Origin of the sequence: Alloscardovia venturai (genome assembly GCF_042676605.1) — a bacterium.
Taxonomy (GTDB): Bacteria; Actinomycetota; Actinomycetes; order Actinomycetales; family Bifidobacteriaceae; genus Alloscardovia; species Alloscardovia venturai.
The window spans coordinates 98,107-117,637 of the sequence record NZ_JBHTHQ010000021.1 but is presented as its reverse complement, the minus strand read 5'-3'; the positions used below and the strand labels follow the sequence as shown (position 1 = coordinate 117,637).

The following is a 19,531-nucleotide window of genomic DNA, read 5'->3' as shown; positions in this document are numbered from 1 at the left end:
ATACGTTTAACGCTCCGCGTCTAAGCGCGAATGTCCCACTTCATGAACGATATCAGCAGGAATATTGTTGAGTGCGAAGAATCGATCCGCTTCCAATGCCGCAATATTTCGTGAGAAAAGGATGAACCATCCCATGAAGAGCATCACTGCTATCGCTTCCACATTCGTTAAAGTTGTATATCCTCTAAACCACATGAGATACGCAGTGGCGATGGCAACGAGGATAGCATCAGAGACAGCATAAAAGACGCGTGAGAATTGCTTAACAAACCATGGTAAGCCAACCATAAGCGCAGTCATAGGAACTGCAATCCCACGTGCAAAAAAGTTATGAAGAAAATGGTGTGGCGAGTATCGAAAGACACCAATTGCTCCAAACATGATAGATGCCGCGGTGAGTAAAGTCGCAAAAACAGAAATACGAATCATAAATTCACGTGTCTCAGGCTCACTCGCAAGATGACGCTCAAATAAACGATGCTGCGTAATGAGTTCAGATACTGCAAAGTAGCTAATAATGAGCATCGTCACTCCGCCCAAAATGAGCGTGTAGTTAAATACTGTCGCCCCAAGAGTCGTGCGGTCACCCAACTGGGAGAAATTGTTTTTCCACCAATATGGATCATCGCTGAGCATACCTGCGACAGTAACTCCAGAGATAATGAATACAGGAAGTAGAGTTGCTAGAATTCGAGAATTCATCATCACTGCCTGCACATAAACCGCGTAGCCAGATACTACAGCTAGAAAAATCACAATCGCGAACTGATATGTCGTAAAGGACCTTCCTATCAAATCGATGATAAACATTTGTGCTGCAGCGGTAAGTAGACCCACACTGATTGCATATACTATCGTCAAAGCAAGAGTTTCAACGGTGCGACGAAGCACATTCCACAATGTCTGTTTTTCATTACCCAATCCATTATGGGTATATCCTACTGCAAAAATAATGGCTGTCGAGGCTGCCAAAATCACAGAAGTGACACCCACACGTCGTGCAGTAATAAGCCAAATTGCAGAAGCATTGTTGAGATATACGGATGTACCGTACCCAGCAATTGTTACGGATAGAATAGCTGCAAATATTGCTATCGTTTCCGTGCGAAGGTGTCTACCCATTGCCTGCATCGTGATTCCTTTTCTCCAATTTGTCCCTTTATTATCGTCACTGTCGCAGACTTTTCCTTTGGACTTGTATACATCACAACACGCCCATATGCGAAAGTTTACATATTGATGTATAGTTTTCTCTTGTTGAGCTTAGCTCAGCAGATATTCGGGCTGTAGCGCAGCTTGGTAGCGCGCTTGTTTTGGGTACAAGATGTCGTGGGTTCAAATCCCGCCAGCCCGACCATTAAAGCTCTACTCTCTTCCGAGATGTGGAGCTTGTTTTTATTCAATGTTACTCCTACCTTGAGCTACTCTAACAGCTAGCTTTACATCCATTCCGTTAGAATCTTTCCTACACAGGTATGTAAACTCCATAGTTCCGCACATTAAATACAATTAAGGTATGTCTACTACTATTGATGTGTATCCAACGACGGATTATCTTCCACTCGTCGAAGAGACGAGAAGCCGCACGCAGGAACTCTACCAGAATTTGCTCAATCGCTATGGGATAGATAGTACTGTGGAGGTGAAAGCATTCTATCTGAGCAAAACCCGCGATGAGGAAGTGCAATATGTAAATCCGCTCACACGGTGGGAAGTCGGAATGAATCTTGGCTTTGCATATCTGATTAATGGTCAATGGCGCGCAAGCTCATGGCCATCTCTATGGTCTCGTGATCTAGTTAATCAATTTGACGTAGATGATTACGAACAATCCCATGGAGAGTATGGATATCCAGCATCTCAATTAGGCAAGGTAGCACCGCTTAGTTCTGATGATTTTGGTATCCCATTGACTGCAGAAGAATTATCACTCATCAATGCGCAAAACCATTCATGGTATGAATATCGAAACCTTGGTGGTCCAGCAGCCTCTTCAACCGGCTATGGTTTCGTTGTCGCGGCTCTAGCTGAAGAAACACGCGGGTATATAGCATCTGATGATGGAGCATTCGATTTTAATCATAGCGGTGAAACCGCTGAACAGTTTCTGACGTGGTGGGGCGATGAACAGATGCTTTTCTATGGGAAAGAATCTTTCCAATGATGAGTATGCGGTACACGTAAGAAACAGTTATCTCCTACATATCACGATTGCCAAGATAATGTTTGTATTATTCTCTCTTTTACCCAGCACCCCACTCTTTGTGCCATTAGCTGTATGTAGTACAGCCCTACACCTGCACATGGCAAGAGGAATATGTAGAACGGCAATGTGTAAATTCCTTTTGCTTCCCACAGTACGTAGCAGAGGAATCCTCCCACGAATGAGGCAACTATCCAGATGAGTTCAAAACTTACCGAACTCACATCATGATGCGTAGCCTTACGGCATACCGTCGTAAGGAGACATATCACACCAAGAGCGGCACATATCACAACAAGGCTCTCATGAATGTCTTGAAAACCAAACCAGCCATCATGTCCTGCCCCGAAAATAAGCCACTGAGCAGGTGCACTTCTCCCCCATGCCGAGATGCCAAGCTGAGAATAGTAGCTCGTCATAAATGTCGAATCTGCCCACTCGGATGCGAGCTTTCGGGTAAAGAAGCTTCCTGCATGACCTGGTTGAAGTAACGCATGAATCTCCTTACCAATCTCTAGCCACGCAGCATGTGCAGCCACGTCATGGTTACCTTTTCCTGCGCCATAGTAGAGCTGTGCCATACCCAAGTCCCACCATCCAGCAGGATGCCCATCATGGCGCAAATTAGCATGTTTTAGACCGAGATACAGCCACAAGTTAAGTGGCATTCCTTTACCAAAATTCTGAGTAGTAATAAGCCCGAAAAGTTTCTCTGACAGCGCTGGCATAGCTTTCGCACTTGCTGCCGCAGCCAGTGCTGAAAGCATATTCCACCATCCGCGAGAAATAAGGGATACGACGAATACCGCTACCACAATTGCTAAAGCGAAAATAATAAATGTACTCTTAATCGCTACGCCCACACCAATAAGCAAACAAGCGCTGAAAGCAGACCAGAATTTACGGGCACAAGAAACTTGGGTTAGAGAAGTTCGCAACATTTCTATGCCCATAAGCACAAAGAATAGACCTGCCATGTTAGGGTATACGAATGTGGCAAATGTGAGTAATGGTACACATGTAGCAGCAAAAATTGCAAAAGCGCTCATTACTACGCGTTGTGCTCGCCCCTCCTCATCACGTGATAGTGCAATCTGCTCAGTAAGCCGCCACAAAACCCACACGATACCGACAATCATCAGCGCATTAATTATTTGGAAACTGACTATATTGCGTACGCCGAATATACGAAAGATAAGTGTCATCCATAATGCTGGACCAGCTTGGAATGGATATTCTGAAAAATACGTATGCAAACGCACAGGTATACACACACCAGGTCGCATACTTCGAAGCTTCGGACAGGCATCTATTCCAAAATAACGTGTCTGGTCCGTGATGATAGCACTCGCAGCATTCACAAGACTTTGCGTATCGCTATAGAACGAAAAAATCAAGCACACCGAAGCAATCCATACGATTTGCGCAATGAATACCCATATAAGAAGACCGGTAAGTACCGTACGCTTGTTGTACCGCGAAAGATATTGTGACACAAGCGAGCACATAATCACTAAAGCAATGCACGCTATAACTGCCCACGCTGAAGGGGCACCAATACTGACATACGGAGCTTCTGTAAGAGTGCCATGAGGAGTAATGGGGCGAATAACACGAGAAAATGTCGTCAGGGCAACAAGAAAAACGACAATCAGTGCCCACATACACAACCCAACAATTGCAAAAATTGCAGGTAACGTACTATGAAGAAATGTATGTACAGAACCTGTTTCATCTTTCTTCTTATCATTCACGAAGCGTTCCACAAACACAACTTCCCTATCACATCACAGCTACACTTGTATATCCGCACATATCCACTCTTAGATTCGCATACTCCACGGGTCAGTGTTAATCCGCGTTACTTCAAGAGGAATATCGACACCATAACGGGTTAATAATGCCTCTGGTATGTCTGTTTGCGCTAAATTGAACCACAACTTTTCAATCGCCGCATGTGGCGTATTAATAAACGCCATTCCTGTCTCTTGCACAGCATCGAGTACTGGATGGTGTCGTAAATCACTTGTCACATAAACATCAGCACCGCATGCTGCCGCCTTTTTAATTTCCGAATCCCCTGATCCTGGAAGTGCAGCAACACGTCTAACCTGTCTGTGAGGATCCCCCGCGATAAGGATGCCCGACTGCGAGCGCGGAAGTACGTCTGATACTCGTTTTGCAAATTCTGCCAGAGAAATTGCCTGGTCGTATTCACCTATGCGACCAAGTCCTACTCTTTCAACTTCTTGCTTATCTTCACTGCGTCCATCTTCGCGAGGAACAAGCGCACCACAGTCCTTGAGTCCCAATGCCTCCACAAACGCTTTGCCCTGACCGCGCACGGCACTATCCGCATTCGTGTGCCCCACCCATAGTGCGCAATGATTCTCGATGAGTTTCGTGACCAACGCACCGCGAAAAGTTGAACCCGCAACTGTATGCGTAGCGCGAAAATAGAGAGGATGATGCGTGATAAGTAGCTGAGCACCAGCCGAAATCGCCGCGCTTACCGTTTCCTCTGTAGGATCGACTGCGCAGTAAATTTTTGACACCTGCCACCCTGTATCCCCTACAATGAGTCCAGGCTCATCCCAGTCTTCTGCATAACGCAGTGGGTAGAGCGCCTCAAGGACTTTTACTATCTGCCCCACAGTAAGAGTGCTCATTTTTCTCCTTCACGCCTCATTACAGTATTTAGTGTGCTGCCTGCTGCCAGTCAGGACCAGTACCCGTTGACACATCAAGTGGCACGGCAAGATTGACAACGTGCTCCATAGCATCCTTGACGAGAGTAGATACAATTTCTTCTTCTCCTTGAGCCACATCAACGACAAGTTCATCATGAATCTGGAGAATAATACGTGACTTCATTTTCTCATCACGTAACGCCTTTTCAGCCTTAATCATGGCAAGTTTCATGATGTCAGCCGCGCTGCCTTGAATAGGGGCATTAAGCGCACCACGTTCAGCAGCATCGCGTACATTGCGATTGCTCGAGCGCAGACCTGGGAAGTAGCGACGACGCCCAAACATCGTCTCTGTGTAGCCTTTTCGTTTTGCTTGAGAAACAAGCGATTCTAAATAGTCATGCACATCACCAAAAGTATCAAAATACTTATTCTTCAAAATATCAGCCTCAGCAGGTGAAATTCCCAATTGCTGTGCAAGCCCATAAGTGCTCAAGCCATACGCAAGCCCATAACTCATGGCTTTGATATGTGAGCGCTGGTCGCTTGTTATATCTTCTGGCGAGACTCCATAGACTAGAGATGCCACATAACGGTGGAAATCTGTACCCGACTTAAATGCTTCTATCAACGCATTGTCACCAGACAGATGCGCCATGAGCCGTAGCTCAACTTGCGAATAGTCTGCAGACAGTAACGAAACATTCCCCGACGAAGGTACAAACGCACTACGGATTTCACGTCCTGCTGCATTACGATTCGGTATATTCTGAAGATTTGGTTCCGTAGAGCTCAGCCGTCCTGTCGCCGCAACCGTCTGTTCAAAAGTTGTGTGAATACGTCCGTCATGAGCGTAGACAGACTCTGATAGCGTTTGTACAATCTGCTTGAGCTTATTAACCTCACGGTGCCGCAAGAGAGCCCCCAAGAAAGTATTCGCACGTTCATTATGTACCGAACGAGTATATAAAGTTTGCAATGCTTCTGCATTGGTCGTATATCCGCCAGATTTCGTCTTCTTTGTAGGAGGAAGCTGCATATCCTCAAAAAGTACTTTTTGAAGTTGCTTCGGACTTTGAAGGTTTATCTTCTCTCCTGCTTGCTCCCACGCGATATTCTGCGCCTGTTGTGCCTCGGCAGTGAACATACCTAGCATTTCTGCAAGACGCTTTTGATCAACCGCCGCGCCGGTCTTCTCCATATCAAAGAGGATGCGAGAGGTTGGAATCTCAATCTCAGTGAGTAATTCTAATTCTCCACGCTTTTTAAGCGTTGCTTGATAAACCTGCCCTAATGCTAAGTCCCCTAACGCATAGCGCGCTGATGTCATCGCATTACGTTCTTCTGCCTCAGCCGCATCTTCATCTGACTCATCTGTATCTGTATCATCTATATCAAAGTCAAACGTGCCTTGTGTAGAGCGAGAAGTCTGTGTTTCGCCTTCTTCATCTGCTATCTGTACGTGAACGTCTTCAGACACAAGCCATGCAAGGTCATAGTCGTCATTATCCGGGCGAATGAGATACGCAGCAAGCAGCGTGTCCATGTAAGGTACTGAAAGCGATAGAGACTGCGCATCGAGCATATGTAATGTCTGCTTATAGCCGTGTACTGTCAAGATTCCGGTATACGTGTCAAGTATACGTTGAATTTCTTCACGTACTGTCGCATCACTTAGCACGCGAGAATTTACAGACAGTGCTTTCCCCTGTGACGTAACGAGCGTTAGTCGCGATAATTGTGAAGCCGCTGGCTGAGGTACTCCTTCAACGTAAAGAGCAACTTCTGTCTCAGACGAGATTTTCCCTTCCCACTCCTTTAATGCTCGTATTGCGTCGTCGCTACTCAACACCACATCTATGAGAGTAACCGAGTTGATAAGGTCTTGAGCATCCGTATCAGACTGCACTGTAGCCACATCGCTTTGCTCTTCAGCGAGTGCTATACTGCGAGTTGGTTTGCCGTCATGCTTCGTGCTCGTAAATTTCGCAGACTCCACCTGAGTGTCATTAACGCCAGCAGCTTTTGACAAGGCTTTATATACACGTTTTTTAACGCCTACTCCAAACTCGAACGCCGACAATGCCTTATCGATCTTTTCTGACTGCGGCTTGCGTATGGCAAAATCGTCAAGAGAAACATCTAAATCCACATCACGTACGAGCGCATTCACACGTCGATTGAGTTTAACCTGCTCAATATTCTCGCGCAGAGCTTCGCCTTTCTTTCCTTTTATTTCTGCGGCATGCTCGATGATGCCATTGAGAGAGCCAAACTGTTCAATCCACTTTGCCGCAAAGCCATCTCCCACTCCAGGGACCCCCGGAATATTATCTGCGCCTTCTCCACGCAGCGCTGCCAAATCCGGATACTGTGAAGGCATAACCCTATACTTCGCAAACACCGCTTGCGGGTCCATCTGTTTCAAATCTTTAAAATGCTGCCCTGGGTAAAGAACAGTTATTTTATCGTCAATAAGCTGAAAAGCATCACGATCCCCCGATAGAACATATGACATGTCGAAACCGGCATCACGTCCCATAGTAGCCAATGTTGCGATTATGTCATCGCCCTCAAACCCAGTCTTTTCGACGTAGGAGATATCGAGAGAATCCAGCAAATCATGAATAAGCGGTAGCTGCGACAACAATTCTTCTGGTGCAGCGTCTCGAGTGCCCTTGTATTGTGGCAACATCTGATTGCGGAAAGTTCCACCTTTGACGTCGAACGCAACTGCAATGTGTGTCGGCTGAATCTCGGAAATCACCTGAGATAGCATGGTTGTAAAACCATAAACAGCATTCGTCACTTGTCCGGTGGACGTAGAAAACCCATCTGCTGGAAGAGCAAAAAATGCGCGGAACGCTAGCGAATGACCATCAATGACTAAAAGACGAGAAACCATGCTCTCTATCATAGCGTTTTGGGGATAGAAAGAACACGGTTACTCGTCAATAACGCGCTTGCTCTATTCGCCTTCAATTTGAGAAATGACGGCATCTGCGACTTCTAACATAGTAAGTCTACGGTCCATAGATGTCTTCTGAATCCAACGGAATGCTTCTTGCTCAGACAGTCCCATATTCTCCATAAGGAGCCCTTTAGCACGATCGACATGCTTGCGAGATTCAAGACGATTCTTCAAATCTTCTACCTGCTCGCGCAAAGCAGCCACTTCATCAGCAGTTGCTGAATCATCGCGCTTGTCATCATCTTCAAGGTGTTCACGCAAAGCACGCATCTGTTCAAATCGTCCAAAGGCTACATCAAGTGCCGGGAAAAGTTTGTCTGGAACGAACGGCTTAATGACATACGCCATAACGCCAGCATCAATAGCTTCAGCAACTAAATCCTTCTGAGAAAATGCGGTCAGCATGACAACTGGTGCTAAAAATTCTTCATTGATTTCTCGAGCTGCAGTAATTCCATCTTTGACAGGCATCTTCACATCCATAACGACGATATCTGGATGCTTTTCTCGTACAATATCTACAGCTTCTTGACCATTTGCTGCTTCTCCGATGACTTCATAGCCACCATCATTTAACGACTCGATGATGTCCATACGGTTAAGAGCTTCATCTTCAGCTACAACAACGGTGCGCTTTACACCTTGATTGTCAGACATAATGTATGCGCCTTCCTCAGTGAGAAATCATAGGACCACCGGGAAGTTCAGAACTTTTAACCTAGAGAGCTCCCCATTGAGACCTCGTCTACGTGCCCCGGGTGGGACTCGAACCCACACTGCACAGATTTTGAGGCTGTTTCCTCTACCAATTGGGATACCGGGGCGGTACTCGAAATACTATACAATGTCACTCGGATTATAGCAACTCCGCGTGTTTTGAGTACTCCTGAATCGTCACTCAAATCGTAAGTCTCGTCTTCTACCTATCCTAATTTCTCATCCTTTCTTAGCATTTTTTCACGCCTACACATTTTATGTAATCTCACTCACGTCAGCACCACACACAACACACACCGTAAAGGTTACAAGAATTAAAAAGAGTCGTCATATGCATCTCTGTAGAGAAACATATGACGACTCTTTTATCGTGTGGTGTCTTTTATCACGACACCTTAAAGAAATCTCTAATGAGTTTCAGACTAGTCGCGTGCACCAACAGTGTGTACATAAACGGAGTCGGTAGATCCAGCTTCGTTTGCAGAAGGAGCAGATGCGAGAAGAACGATGGTATCGCCGTCTTCCACCTTGCCAGCTGCCTTCAAAGTGTTGTCTGCGAGAGTCATGAGCTCATTACGAGAGAGACCATGATACTCAGTGTCAACCAAGATGCCTTCGGTGCCCCAAGAAAGGCCAAGCCAGCACTTAGTGTGCTCATTGTTGGTCAAACCGTAAATAGGAGCTGCTGGGCGCTCTGCAGATACGCGATGTACTGTTTCACCAGACTTAGTGAATGCAACGATTGCCTTCGCGTCTGCCTTATCTGCGAGCTCCACTGCTGCATGTGCTACGGCTGCAGTTGTTGAGAACTCTTCATCCTTGATAGCTGGGATACGATCAAAACCATGCTCAGTTGCATAGTTAGAGATACGAGCCATAGTGTCCACTACAACTACTGGATAGTCGCCGACAGCTGTCTCATTAGAAGTCATGGTTGCATCTGCACCATCGAGAACTGCATTTGCGCAGTCAGAAGCTTCTGCACGAGATGGAACTGGGGACTTAACCATGGAGCCAAGTACTTCAGTCGCAACGATAACTGGCTTGCCGTATGCACGAGCGAGCTCGATACAGCGCTTGGTGATGAGTGGAACCTGCTCGAATGGCATTTCTACTGCCATATCACCACGTGCAACCATGATACCGTCGAACTTCTTAACGATGTCTACGAGGTTCTCAACAGCCTGTGGCTTCTCAATCTTTGCTACAACTGGGATACGACGACCTTCTTCGTCCATAATCTCGTGTGCACGATCGATATCACTACCATAGCGAACGAAGGACATAGCAATGATATCTGCGCCTGTACGGATACCCCAGCGCAAATCTTCTTCATCCTTCTCAGACAGTGCAGGAACGGATACTGCGACACCAGGAAGATTAATGCCCTTATGAGAGGATACTGGACCAGCGACGACGACCTTGGTATATACGTCGTTGCCCTCTACCTTGGTTACCTCAAGCTGTACCTTACCATCGTCGATAAGGATTGGGTCACCAGCGTGGCAGTCGCCAGGAAGACCCTTGAAAGTAGTAGAAACCTTATCCTTGTTTCCTGTTACTTCGTCGGTAGTGATGATGAACTGCTGACCCTTCTCGAGCCATACCTTGTCGTCACCATTAGCATCTTCTTCTACCCAGCCACAACGAATCTTAGGACCCTGAAGATCAACGAGAACTGCAACGTTCTTACCAGTTTCCTTAGCAGCTTGGCGAACGTTGTTGTACACGTTCATATGCTCTTCGAAAGTACCGTGAGAGCGGTTGATACGTGCTACGTTCATACCTGCTTCAACGATTTCCTTCAAAGTTTCCAAAGAGGAGGAAGCTGGACCAATAGTATCGACAATCTTTGCCTTGCGCATGAATGCCTACCTGTTTCTTTCTAGACGGAATGGGTTTTTACACCCACATTTCACATGTCCTAGTTTACTGGAGCGAGCGTACTTTTTGACACGTGAGCTCACTTCAGTTCCCTAGTACACACATCTTCTGGAGTTGGACTCATTATTTCTGCGTTTCCAACTGTTTCATTTTTACGACGCTTGCAAGTGCTGCGCCACCTAACGACACGATAATAACGACAAGAGACAGCCATGTCGGAATGAGCGGAACTACGTGAATGCCCTGCCCACCATTGATAAACGGAAGCGTGTTGTCATGGAGAGCTTCCATTACAAGCTTAATACCGATAAATCCCAAAACAATTGATAGTCCTACGGGCAAGTACACGAGCTTATCAAGAAGCGCTCCTAGAAGGAAATACAGCTGCTGAAGGCCGAGTAAAGCAAAAACATTTGAAGTGAACACAATAAAAGGATCTTTTGTCAAGCCGAAAATAGCTGGAATAGAGTCAAAGGCAAACATGACATCTGTTGTACCGATGGCTATAAAGAGAACAAGCATAGGAGTAAAGACTTTCGCGCCATCAACGACTGTGCGAAGTTTTTCACCATCGTACTCTTTGGTCATCGGAATTACTGTGCGAATGCCGCGGATAAAAATATTTTCTTTATATTCCTCATCTTCATCCTCGCCCACCGCGAGCTTGATAGCGGTATAAATAAGAAAAGCGCCAAAGATGAAAAATACCCATGTGAAACGCTCAAGAATCGCTGCACCTGCAAGAATAAATATACCTCGAAGAATTAAAGCGAGTGTAATTCCCACAGACAGTACGTATTTTTGCAACTTTTTCGGCACAGCAAAGTTAGACATGATAATGACGAACACAAAAAGATTGTCTACGCTTAAACTATATTCGGTCAGCCATCCCGAATAGAACTCAATTGCTGGTTTTGCTCCAGATATAGCCCACATGATACCGCCAAAGATGAGTGCCATGACGATAAAGAAACTAATATGCTGAAGACATTCTTTAGTGCTCGGGACATGCGGTTTGCGTCCGATAAGAACTAAGTCGACTACGAAGAAAGTGGCAAGCACCACGAAAGTAGCAATCATGAACCACAGCGGGGTTTCAGTTATCATATCCTAGCTTTCTCACTCTTTACTCTGCTCTCTCCTATACTTCTCCTATTGTGCCTTGGTCATTTGACGAAGCTCCTTCTTTAAGTCCTGAATCTCATCACGCAGACGCGCTGCAAGCTCAAACTGGAGCTGCTCGGCGGCTGTATGCATTTGGTCAGAAAGTTCACGAATGAGATTTGCCAAATCTTGAGCAGGAAGTCCAGCCTCCAAAAGCTTGCGATGTCTCTCATCTGCTTGTTTCTCATCAAGAGTCGGAACACCAAGATGAGAATTGCCCACCTTACCAGAGTTCCTATATCCGCTGTCGAGAAGTTCCTCCGTGTCCACGTCTTCTTTGGCAAGCATATCGTTGACATCACTAATCTTCTTGATAAGTGGCTGTGGGTCGATGCCATGATCTTCATTGTATTTCATCTGGATATCACGACGGCGATTCGTTTCATCGATAGCCTTTGTCATCGAATCAGTCATATTATCGGCATACATAATGACTTTGCCTGAGACATTTCGCGCAGCACGACCAATAGTTTGAATGAGAGAGCGATAAGAGCGCAAAAAACCTTCTTTATCTGCATCGAGAATGGCTACGAGGGACACCTCTGGAAGGTCAAGACCTTCTCGCAACAGATTGATGCCCACAATAACGTCAATTTTCCCTTCACGCAGCTCACGTAAAAGCTCTACACGCCGCAAGGTATCTACATCTGAATGAAGATACTCCACCTTGATATCTCTCTCAAGGAGATAATCCGTCAAATCTTCTGCCATTTTCTTTGTCAAGGTAGTTACAAGTACTCGCTCGTTTTTTGCAACGCGATCCTTAATTTCGGCAAGCAGATCATCAATCTGCCCATCGACTGGACGCACCTCAACTTCAGGGTCAAGCAAGCCTGTAGGTCGAATAATCTGCTCTACTACCCCATCGCTACGACTCATCTCATAATCACCAGGAGTTGCCGATAAATATATTGTTTGCCCTATATGCTCAAGGAACTCAGGGAACTTAAGTGGACGATTATCCATAGCGGATGGCAAACGGAAACCATGCTCTACCAAGGTACGCTTACGACTCGCATCTCCCTCATACATTGCTCCAATTTGCGGAATTGTGACGTGAGATTCGTCCACAACAAGAAGAAAATCGTCAGGGAAAAAGTCAAGAAGAGTATGAGGAGGTGTACCAGGAGCGCGATCATCGAAATGACGAGAATAATTCTCTACGCCTGAGCACGTACCTATTTGCTCGAGCATTTCCAAATCATACGTAGTGCGCATCTCTAAGCGCTGAGCTTCAAGAAGCTTATTTTCCTTCTTCAACTGTTTGAGACGCCAATCAAGCTCCTCTTGAATAGTATCAATCGCATGTGCAAGACGGTCAGGCCCAGCAGCATAATGTGTTGCTGGAAAAATATGGATAGAATCCACCTCCTCAATTTCATCACCAGTAATCGGATGGAGTGTGGAGATCCGATCAATTTCCTCGCCGAAGAATTCGATACGTATAGCGAGCTCTTCGTATACGGGAATAATTTCGACGGTATCTCCTCGCACACGGAAAGTACCACGAGCGAAAGCAACATCATTTCGCTTATACTGCATATTGACAAAAGTCCGCAGCAAATCATCACGTTCAATCTGCTCGCCACGATTTAAAAAGAGCATCTGAGATGCATATTCTTCCGGTGTACCTAAACCGTAGATACAAGATACCGTCGCGACAACGACGCAGTCACGACGCGTAAGCAAATTTGCAGTAGTTGCATGACGTAAACGCTCCACGTCATCATTGATACTTGAATCCTTCTCAATGAAAGTATCCGTCTGAGGAATGTACGCCTCTGGCTGGTAATAGTCATAGTAGGACACAAAGTAATTTACAGCGTTATTCGGCATAAGTTCTCTAAACTCTGCTGCAAGCTGCGCTGCCAACGTCTTGTTTGGCTCGAGAATTAACGTAGGACGCTGAAGTTTTTCAATCATCCACGCAGTAGTAGCAGTCTTGCCAGTACCTGTAGCACCCATAAGGACTACGTCCGTCTCGCCGTTATTAATGCGCGATGCCAGCTCGTCAATTGCTTTTGGCTGGTCCCCTGACGGCTTGTAGGCGGAGACTACTTCAAATGGTTTATCAATGCGTTCGATACCGTTAAAACCCATAGTATTATCTTATGCGAATGTGTCTATCATGATGAGATTTTCACTATATCTATGCTGTAAGCCATCTTTTGATATACGTATCAATCTCATGCAGCATATTCTCAACAGGCTGCGTAGAGTCAATAACAACGTCGGAGATGCTTTCGCGCTGAGCTTGCGATGACTGAGATGCGATGCGCGCCTGCGCCTGTGCAAGAGTCATCGAACGTGTGCGTATCATACGCGCAATTCGTATGTTTTCCGGCGCCTCAACAGTTACAATATGGTCAAATACTAAACCTATTTGATTTGCAATTTCAATAGTCTCGTAGAGTAGCGGAATATCATGAACGATAAGTTTCGCTCCTGTCTTCCTATACCTGTCATCCAGCCATTTTCCTTGCTTATATACGGCTGGATGCATAAGAGAATTGAGAACACTGAGTTTATTCGTATCGCTAAATACATTGCGCGCAAGCCATGGACGATTAAGCTCGCCATTTTGTGTCAGACTGCTCGGACCAAATTCAGCCTGAATGTGCTGTAATATAGGGCTCCCGGGTTTTACAGCTTCGCGTGCGAGAACATCATAATCTACACGAGGATATCCGCAATCCGCGAGATGTTTACTTACTGTAGACTTCCCCGCAGCGATTCCACCAGTAAGTGCAATGCGAATCATAATCTTTTAGTACACGATATCAGCATCAATTACTTGATGCGCCATGTCAGCACGTGCCCCTATGAGTTGTACTTGAAGCTCATCCGTATGCTGCTTTGCTATGAGAAAGTCGTTCTGGCTAGCATCCATTACTGCTTTAGCTGCCTCATAAAGTCTCTCAGCGGCTGCCTCATCATCAATTGCTTTCTTGAGCGCTATCTGCGAAAGTTCATAACGATCATTCGCTATACGCAAATTAACTTGCGCGTTGGTAATCCTATCCTTCAGTGCTGATGCTTCATCGAGCTTTTTCGTCAACCTTGATAAGAACTCCTGCGCCCTATGGAGTTGAAGCTCATAGTACTGTGTATCAGTTTGGGCTGTTTCTAAAGCTCTACGTGCATTATCAAGTGACTCTTTACGAGCATTGACATTCTGTTCCAACGTTTCAAGTGCAGTTTGTGCTTGACTACGCTTCTCCTGAGCAGCCTTGAGTTGAACTTCGCAAGATGCTACCTGAGTAGATAAGTCATGAGCACGTTTAAGCGAAGCATTATATACGTTCTGCTTTTCGATGAAGTTACGCTGTGCTTCAGCGTACGCAATATTTGCTTTCGCTTCGTCCGCTTGGGCTACTGCATACTGTTCATTAAGTTCTTCAAATGTCGAGCGCACTTGTGCAAGTACCCCTGCAGCATCGCGTGCAGACTGAAAATTATGTATGCGAGACTGCATATCCGTTGCATCAATTGAGGTATATCGATCCTGATCAAGATAGAGAGAGTCTACTATACCGCCATTTGCCCAGTGAGCCCATTGAGGTGCATGCTGCGAATATCCAACACCAATTGCACGTGATGCTCCACGATATTGAGAAGCAGCTGTGTCCGTTAGCGCGCGCAAAGGCTCGGCGCCATAACTGTATATTTCAGTGGCTGGATAGCGAGTATCAATTTTTCTGTTATGCGAAGCCATCTGATGGTCAAGTGCTGCAGTACGGTCTATTGCCACTGCAGAATAGTCAGCATCAATCTTAAGCGGAGCGAGACCAGACTTCTGACGTTCGCCATTCGCTGTGACCACAGCATCTACTGCCCGAGCATAGTTGTCTAAGGACGCTGCAGAAGTAACATCAGCCTTATCGACAGTCCAGTCAGGGTGCTCATGCTGCCATATCTCGTGAGACTGTACATTAACGATATGAGCCGCTTCATTCCACCCGTTTGCCGCAAAAAAGTCAGCAACGTTTGCATCGGCTGTAACGGTCGTACCGTTAAATTGCACATTTTTATAAGCACTGTCGAGCTGGATTCGAGCAGTATCAACTTGCTGCTGAAGTTTTTGAACTTTCTGTTCTGCATCAGCTTTATCTTTCTGAGCAGTCGCGAGTACAGTATTCGCCTGGTTAAGCGCCTCCTGAACATCAGTCTTATGCTGATTTTCTTGTGCAAGTTCATTTTTTGCAGCATCAAGGCTTTGCTGAGCATTCTCTTGATCCGCTTGCGCAGATGTTAAGTCAGCCTCTTTCTGACTGCGTATATCATCATCAGTAGCATTGTCTACTTCAGACTGGAGCTGTGCTACATGTTCAGAAAGGGACTCTACATTCTTCTGAGACTGATTCTCTTTGTCTTTAAGAGATGTGATATACGATTGAACACTATTAACTTCTGCCCGTTTAGCATCAACATCTGCTTGAGCTAAAGCAACCGCATTATCACTTGCCTGAGCATCATTTGTTGCTGCAGAGAGATTTACTTCAAGACTATTAAGGTTATTACGCGCGCTCCATACGGTTGCAGACATAACCGCTTTAACTGCTTCTTGATATACAGATGTCGCCTGCTGAACTTCGCTTTGCGCATCTATCCATTCGTTATATGCACGCCTAGAAACTTCACGCTGAATTTCTAAATTTTGCCAGGCCTCTTTAAAAGCGTTCTGTGCATATTCCGCCGAGTGCCGAATAGCATCTTGCTCTTGCTGTGCTTTGCTGACGTCGGTTTGAAGCTGACCTGTCTTTTCTTGTGGTAAATCCACACGAGGCTGTTGCTGGATATAAGTATAAGTCTGACGACCTTCAAGTTCTTGCCGTCCCATCTCGTCTATACTACCTGTAGTAGCTGAGTAAGACGTCGTAGGAGACGAAGGTTGCGGGGCTGCTGGGGGTAAAGACACTAAAGAATTGTGCTCATCATGCACCGGTGCACTTTCTCCTTGCGTAGGCATTGCAGAAAGAACTGTCGAAAGAGAAGATGTAGAAGGCTGAGTGGTCTGAGGAGCCTGCGCAGACGGCGTTTGTGGCTCACCTGACGTGATGCCACTGTATTGAGAACGCACAACGGATGCTACTCCAGTAACTGCACCAACGAACGTAATACCTGCAAGAGCAGCGCTAGTAATTTTATGGGATGACGAGACAGCATGTTTTGCTGTTGCTGCCTTTTCACTAACCATATATTTTCTACTTTCTCTTTCGCGGTTTTCTTCATGCACTTCACAACCGCGTCTACAAAAATCCAAGGGAGACTTTACCGCACTAGAGCGACAAAATCTCCCTCAAATCTATTGTAAAACTTATGTAGTCTTACAATATAGCGTTACTGCTTAGTTCTTCTCGCTAAGCAACTGCTCGCGCAAAGCTGCAAGCTGATCATCAGATGCAAGAGTACCCTCATTTGATGCTTCAGAGCTATATGTCGTAGCTTCTTCAGCCTGTGTTGGTGCTGCTTCTTCAGTTACACCATCAGCTTCAGCGGAAGCGGCTGCAAGTTCAGCCTGCTTTGCTGCAAATACCTTGTGAGCTTCCCACAAATCATGAGCTGCTGCATACTGAGCTTCCCACTCTTCGCGCTGCTTCTCAAAGCCTTCAATCCATTCGTTAGTCTCAGGATCGAAACCTTCTGGGTACTTGTAGTTTCCGCTCTCATCATACTCTGCTGGCATGCCGTAGAGAGCTGGATCGAAGTCTTCGGATGCTGGATCAACAGAATCTGTTGCCTGCTTGAGAGACAAGGAGATACGACGACGATCGAGATCAACGTCAATGACCTTAACGAATACTTCGTCGCCAGGCTTAACAACAGTTTCTGGGTTCTCTACGTGACGATTCGCCAACTCAGAGATGTGTACGAGACCTTCGATACCATCATCGACGGAGATGAATGCACCGAACTGAACAATCTTGGTAACCTTGCCCTTAACAATCTGTCCAGGAACATGAGTGCGTGCGAAACGCTGCCATGGATCTTCCTGAGTGGACTTGAGAGACAAGGAGATACGCTCGCGATCGAAATCAACGTCAAGTACCTCAACGGTTACCTTGTCGCCGACCTTAACAACCTCAGACGGGTGATCGATATGCTTCCATGACAGCTCAGAAACATGAATCAAACCATCAACACCGCCGAGATCGACGAATGCACCGAAGTTAACGATGGAGCTAATAACACCTTCGCGAATCTGACCCTTCTTGAGCTGGGAGAGGAATGTCTCACGAACTTCAGACTGGGTCTCTTCGAGGTACTGGCGACGAGAAAGAACAACATTGTTGCGGTTCTTATCGAGCTCCAAAATCTTAGCCTGAATGGTCTGGCCAATGTATGGAGCCAAGTCGCGAACACGACGCATTTCAACGAGAGATGCTGGCAAGAAGCCGCGCAGACCGATATCAACAATCAAGCCACCCTTAACAGCTTCAATAACGGTACCTTCAACAACACCGTCAGCTTCCTTGATCTTCTCAACGTCGCCCCAAGCGCGCTCGTACTGTGCACGCTTCTTAGAAAGAATGAGACGGCCTTCCTTGTCTTCCTTAGTGATGACAAGTGCCTCGACGGTGTCGCCAACTTCAACGACGTCGTCTGGATCCACGTCTTTCTTAATAGAAAGTTCGCGGGAAGGGATTACACCTTCAGTTTTGTAGCCGATGTCGAGAAGTACCTCATCGTGATCAATCTTTACAACGGTACCTTCAACGAGATCACCATCGTCAAAATTCTTGATGGTGGAATCGACTGCCTTGATGAAATCCTCTTCAGTGCCGATATCGTTGATAGCGACCTTCTGGATTTCGTTCTTATTCTCTGTCATTAAAATAATTTCTTGACTTATAGCGGATAAAATCGTTCTTTAATTGTCCGTTTCTTGCAAGCATTCAACATTGTGTCTTTTCCCTTGCAAGCGACGTGTATATACGCACTTTTAACAGCACACCTATACAACGTGCAATTGTACGCTAAACGCTGCCCAAATACACCGATAAGCGGACATGCCATTACGACAAAGTGCGTTGAGCCATCTCAACTACATTTTTAAGAAGCATCGCACGTGTCATTGGTCCAACTCCCCCGGGATTAGGCGTATACGCGCTGACCTTGTTATAACACGCTGGGTCCACATCACCACAAATACGCCAGCGCCCTTCGTCTTCTACAAATACTCGTGAGACACCCACATCGACGGTAACCGCACCATCCTTGAGCATAGCAGGCTTCACAAAATGCGCCTGTCCCATTGCAGCAATAACAATATCTGCATGACGGATTTTATCTTCGACATCCACAGTTTGAGAGTGACATGTCGTCACTGTCGCATCCTTGCCTTTGAGGGAAAGCATGAGACTAATAGTACGACCGATTGTAATCCCTCGACCAAGTACACACACATCTTTCCCAGCAAAATCAATGCCTGCAGATTCAAGGAGTTCAATAACGCCTCGCGGAGTGCATGGTAAAGGAGTCGACGGCAGATGATCTGTATGAAGTACGAGCTTTCCAAGATTCCATGGATGCATTCCATCAGCATCTTTTTTAGGGTCTACATGCTCTAAAACCTTGAGCGTATCCACATTTTGAGGAAGTGGAAGTTGAACGATAAAACCTGTACATCGAGAATCTGCATTCAGCTCTTCTATCGCGTCAATAATTTCCTGTTGCGAAGCATTTGGCGGTAAATCAATGCGAATAGATTCGATACCGACTTCCGCACAGTCCTTATGCTTACCCTCTACATATTTAAGAGAACCAGGATCTTCACCTACTAAGATAGTGCCCAAGCCGCACGGCACGCCTTGAGTTTTCAACTGTCCTACTCGTCCCTTCAGATCTTCTTTGATTGAACGGGCCAAATCTGTACCACTTATGCGCAAAGGTTCTGTCATA

13 protein-coding genes and 2 tRNA genes are annotated in these 19,531 nt (G+C 46.0%); 2 read left to right on the top strand and 13 right to left on the bottom strand.

Going from position 1 to position 19,531, the window contains the following annotated elements; genetic code table 11:
• Positions 1 to 6: 6 nt before the first annotated feature.
• Positions 7 to 1,131 carry an ABC transporter permease gene (locus tag ACFQY8_RS03885; protein WP_377938591.1) on the bottom strand — a complete coding sequence of 375 codons (1,125 nt, stop codon included), beginning with the start codon at positions 1,129 to 1,131 and terminating at the stop codon, positions 7 to 9.
• A gap of 149 nt (positions 1,132 to 1,280) precedes the next feature.
• On the opposite strand from ACFQY8_RS03885, the gene ACFQY8_RS03880 reads away from it, so the two are divergent.
• Positions 1,281 to 1,357 (top strand) — tRNA-Pro (locus ACFQY8_RS03880).
• 159 nt (positions 1,358 to 1,516) lie between these two features.
• On the top strand, positions 1,517 to 2,164 hold the full coding sequence (locus ACFQY8_RS03875) for a hypothetical protein (RefSeq protein ID WP_377938590.1): 648 nt from the start codon (positions 1,517 to 1,519) through the stop codon (positions 2,162 to 2,164).
• Between the two features lie 41 nt (positions 2,165 to 2,205).
• Here the strand turns inward: ACFQY8_RS03875 and ACFQY8_RS03870 are convergent, their stop codons facing one another.
• From ACFQY8_RS03870 to ACFQY8_RS03815, 12 genes are all read right to left on the bottom strand, one after another.
• Positions 2,206 to 3,957 carry a hypothetical protein gene (locus tag ACFQY8_RS03870; RefSeq protein WP_377938589.1) on the bottom strand — a complete coding sequence of 584 codons (1,752 nt, stop codon included), beginning with the start codon at positions 3,955 to 3,957 and terminating at the stop codon, positions 2,206 to 2,208.
• A gap of 69 nt (positions 3,958 to 4,026) precedes the next feature.
• On the bottom strand, positions 4,027 to 4,872 hold the full coding sequence (locus ACFQY8_RS03865; RefSeq protein WP_377938588.1) for a Nif3-like dinuclear metal center hexameric protein: 846 nt from the start codon (positions 4,870 to 4,872) through the stop codon (positions 4,027 to 4,029).
• Positions 4,873 to 4,900: 28 nt separating this feature from the next.
• Entirely contained in the window at positions 4,901 to 7,798 is a 2,898-nt protein-coding gene (gene polA / locus ACFQY8_RS03860) for a DNA polymerase I (protein WP_377938587.1), read from the bottom strand.
• A gap of 63 nt (positions 7,799 to 7,861) precedes the next feature.
• Positions 7,862 to 8,521, bottom strand: coding sequence for an ANTAR domain-containing response regulator (locus ACFQY8_RS03855; protein ID WP_377938586.1), 660 nt, complete (start codon positions 8,519 to 8,521; stop codon positions 7,862 to 7,864).
• 93 nt (positions 8,522 to 8,614) lie between these two features.
• Positions 8,615 to 8,688 (bottom strand) — tRNA-Leu (locus ACFQY8_RS03850).
• Positions 8,689 to 9,003: 315 nt separating this feature from the next.
• Entirely contained in the window at positions 9,004 to 10,446 is a 1,443-nt protein-coding gene (gene pyk, locus ACFQY8_RS03845) for a pyruvate kinase (protein WP_377938585.1), read from the bottom strand.
• A 142-nt stretch (positions 10,447 to 10,588) separates the two neighbouring features.
• Positions 10,589 to 11,569, bottom strand: coding sequence for a TerC family protein (locus tag ACFQY8_RS03840; RefSeq protein WP_377939189.1), 981 nt, complete (start codon positions 11,567 to 11,569; stop codon positions 10,589 to 10,591).
• 48 nt (positions 11,570 to 11,617) lie between these two features.
• Positions 11,618 to 13,729: an excinuclease ABC subunit UvrB gene (gene uvrB, locus ACFQY8_RS03835; RefSeq protein WP_377938584.1), complete on the bottom strand. Its 2,112-nt coding sequence runs from the start codon at positions 13,727 to 13,729 to the stop codon at positions 11,618 to 11,620.
• Between the two features lie 49 nt (positions 13,730 to 13,778).
• A complete protein-coding gene (gene coaE, locus ACFQY8_RS03830) occupies positions 13,779 to 14,390 on the bottom strand; it encodes a dephospho-CoA kinase (protein WP_377938583.1) in 612 nt (203 codons plus the stop codon).
• A 6-nt stretch (positions 14,391 to 14,396) separates the two neighbouring features.
• Complete coding sequence (locus ACFQY8_RS03825) at positions 14,397 to 16,826, bottom strand: hypothetical protein (RefSeq protein ID WP_377938582.1); 2,430 nt, start codon at positions 16,824 to 16,826, stop codon at positions 14,397 to 14,399.
• 150 nt (positions 16,827 to 16,976) lie between these two features.
• Positions 16,977 to 18,461, bottom strand: a complete 1,485-nt coding sequence (gene rpsA / locus ACFQY8_RS03820) for a 30S ribosomal protein S1 (protein WP_377938581.1) — start codon at positions 18,459 to 18,461, stop codon at positions 16,977 to 16,979.
• A 184-nt stretch (positions 18,462 to 18,645) separates the two neighbouring features.
• On the bottom strand, positions 18,646 to 19,530 hold the full coding sequence (locus ACFQY8_RS03815) for a bifunctional methylenetetrahydrofolate dehydrogenase/methenyltetrahydrofolate cyclohydrolase (RefSeq protein ID WP_377938580.1): 885 nt from the start codon (positions 19,528 to 19,530) through the stop codon (positions 18,646 to 18,648).
• Position 19,531: the final 1 nt, after the last annotated feature.

What these genes read in the sequence shown, in the direction of transcription:
- coaE (WP_377938583.1), bottom strand. Translation starts at nt 14,390, where the DNA reads ATGATTCGCATTGCACTTACTGGTGGAATCGCTGCGGGGAAGTCTACA.
- uvrB (WP_377938584.1), bottom strand. Translation starts at nt 13,729, where the DNA reads ATGGGTTTTAACGGTATCGAACGCATTGATAAACCATTTGAAGTAGTC.
- ACFQY8_RS03875 (WP_377938590.1), top strand. Translation starts at nt 1,517, where the DNA reads ATGTCTACTACTATTGATGTGTATCCAACGACGGATTATCTTCCACTC.
- ACFQY8_RS03815 (WP_377938580.1), bottom strand. Translation starts at nt 19,530, where the DNA reads ATGACAGAACCTTTGCGCATAAGTGGTACAGATTTGGCCCGTTCAATC.
- rpsA (WP_377938581.1), bottom strand. Translation starts at nt 18,461, where the DNA reads ATGACAGAGAATAAGAACGAAATCCAGAAGGTCGCTATCAACGATATC.
- ACFQY8_RS03825 (WP_377938582.1), bottom strand. Translation starts at nt 16,826, where the DNA reads ATGGTTAGTGAAAAGGCAGCAACAGCAAAACATGCTGTCTCGTCATCC.
- ACFQY8_RS03855 (WP_377938586.1), bottom strand. Translation starts at nt 8,521, where the DNA reads ATGTCTGACAATCAAGGTGTAAAGCGCACCGTTGTTGTAGCTGAAGAT.
- polA (WP_377938587.1), bottom strand. Translation starts at nt 7,798, where the DNA reads ATGGTTTCTCGTCTTTTAGTCATTGATGGTCATTCGCTAGCGTTCCGC.
- ACFQY8_RS03865 (WP_377938588.1), bottom strand. Translation starts at nt 4,872, where the DNA reads ATGAGCACTCTTACTGTGGGGCAGATAGTAAAAGTCCTTGAGGCGCTC.
- ACFQY8_RS03885 (WP_377938591.1), bottom strand. Translation starts at nt 1,131, where the DNA reads ATGCAGGCAATGGGTAGACACCTTCGCACGGAAACGATAGCAATATTT.
- pyk (WP_377938585.1), bottom strand. Translation starts at nt 10,446, where the DNA reads ATGCGCAAGGCAAAGATTGTCGATACTATTGGTCCAGCTTCCTCCTCT.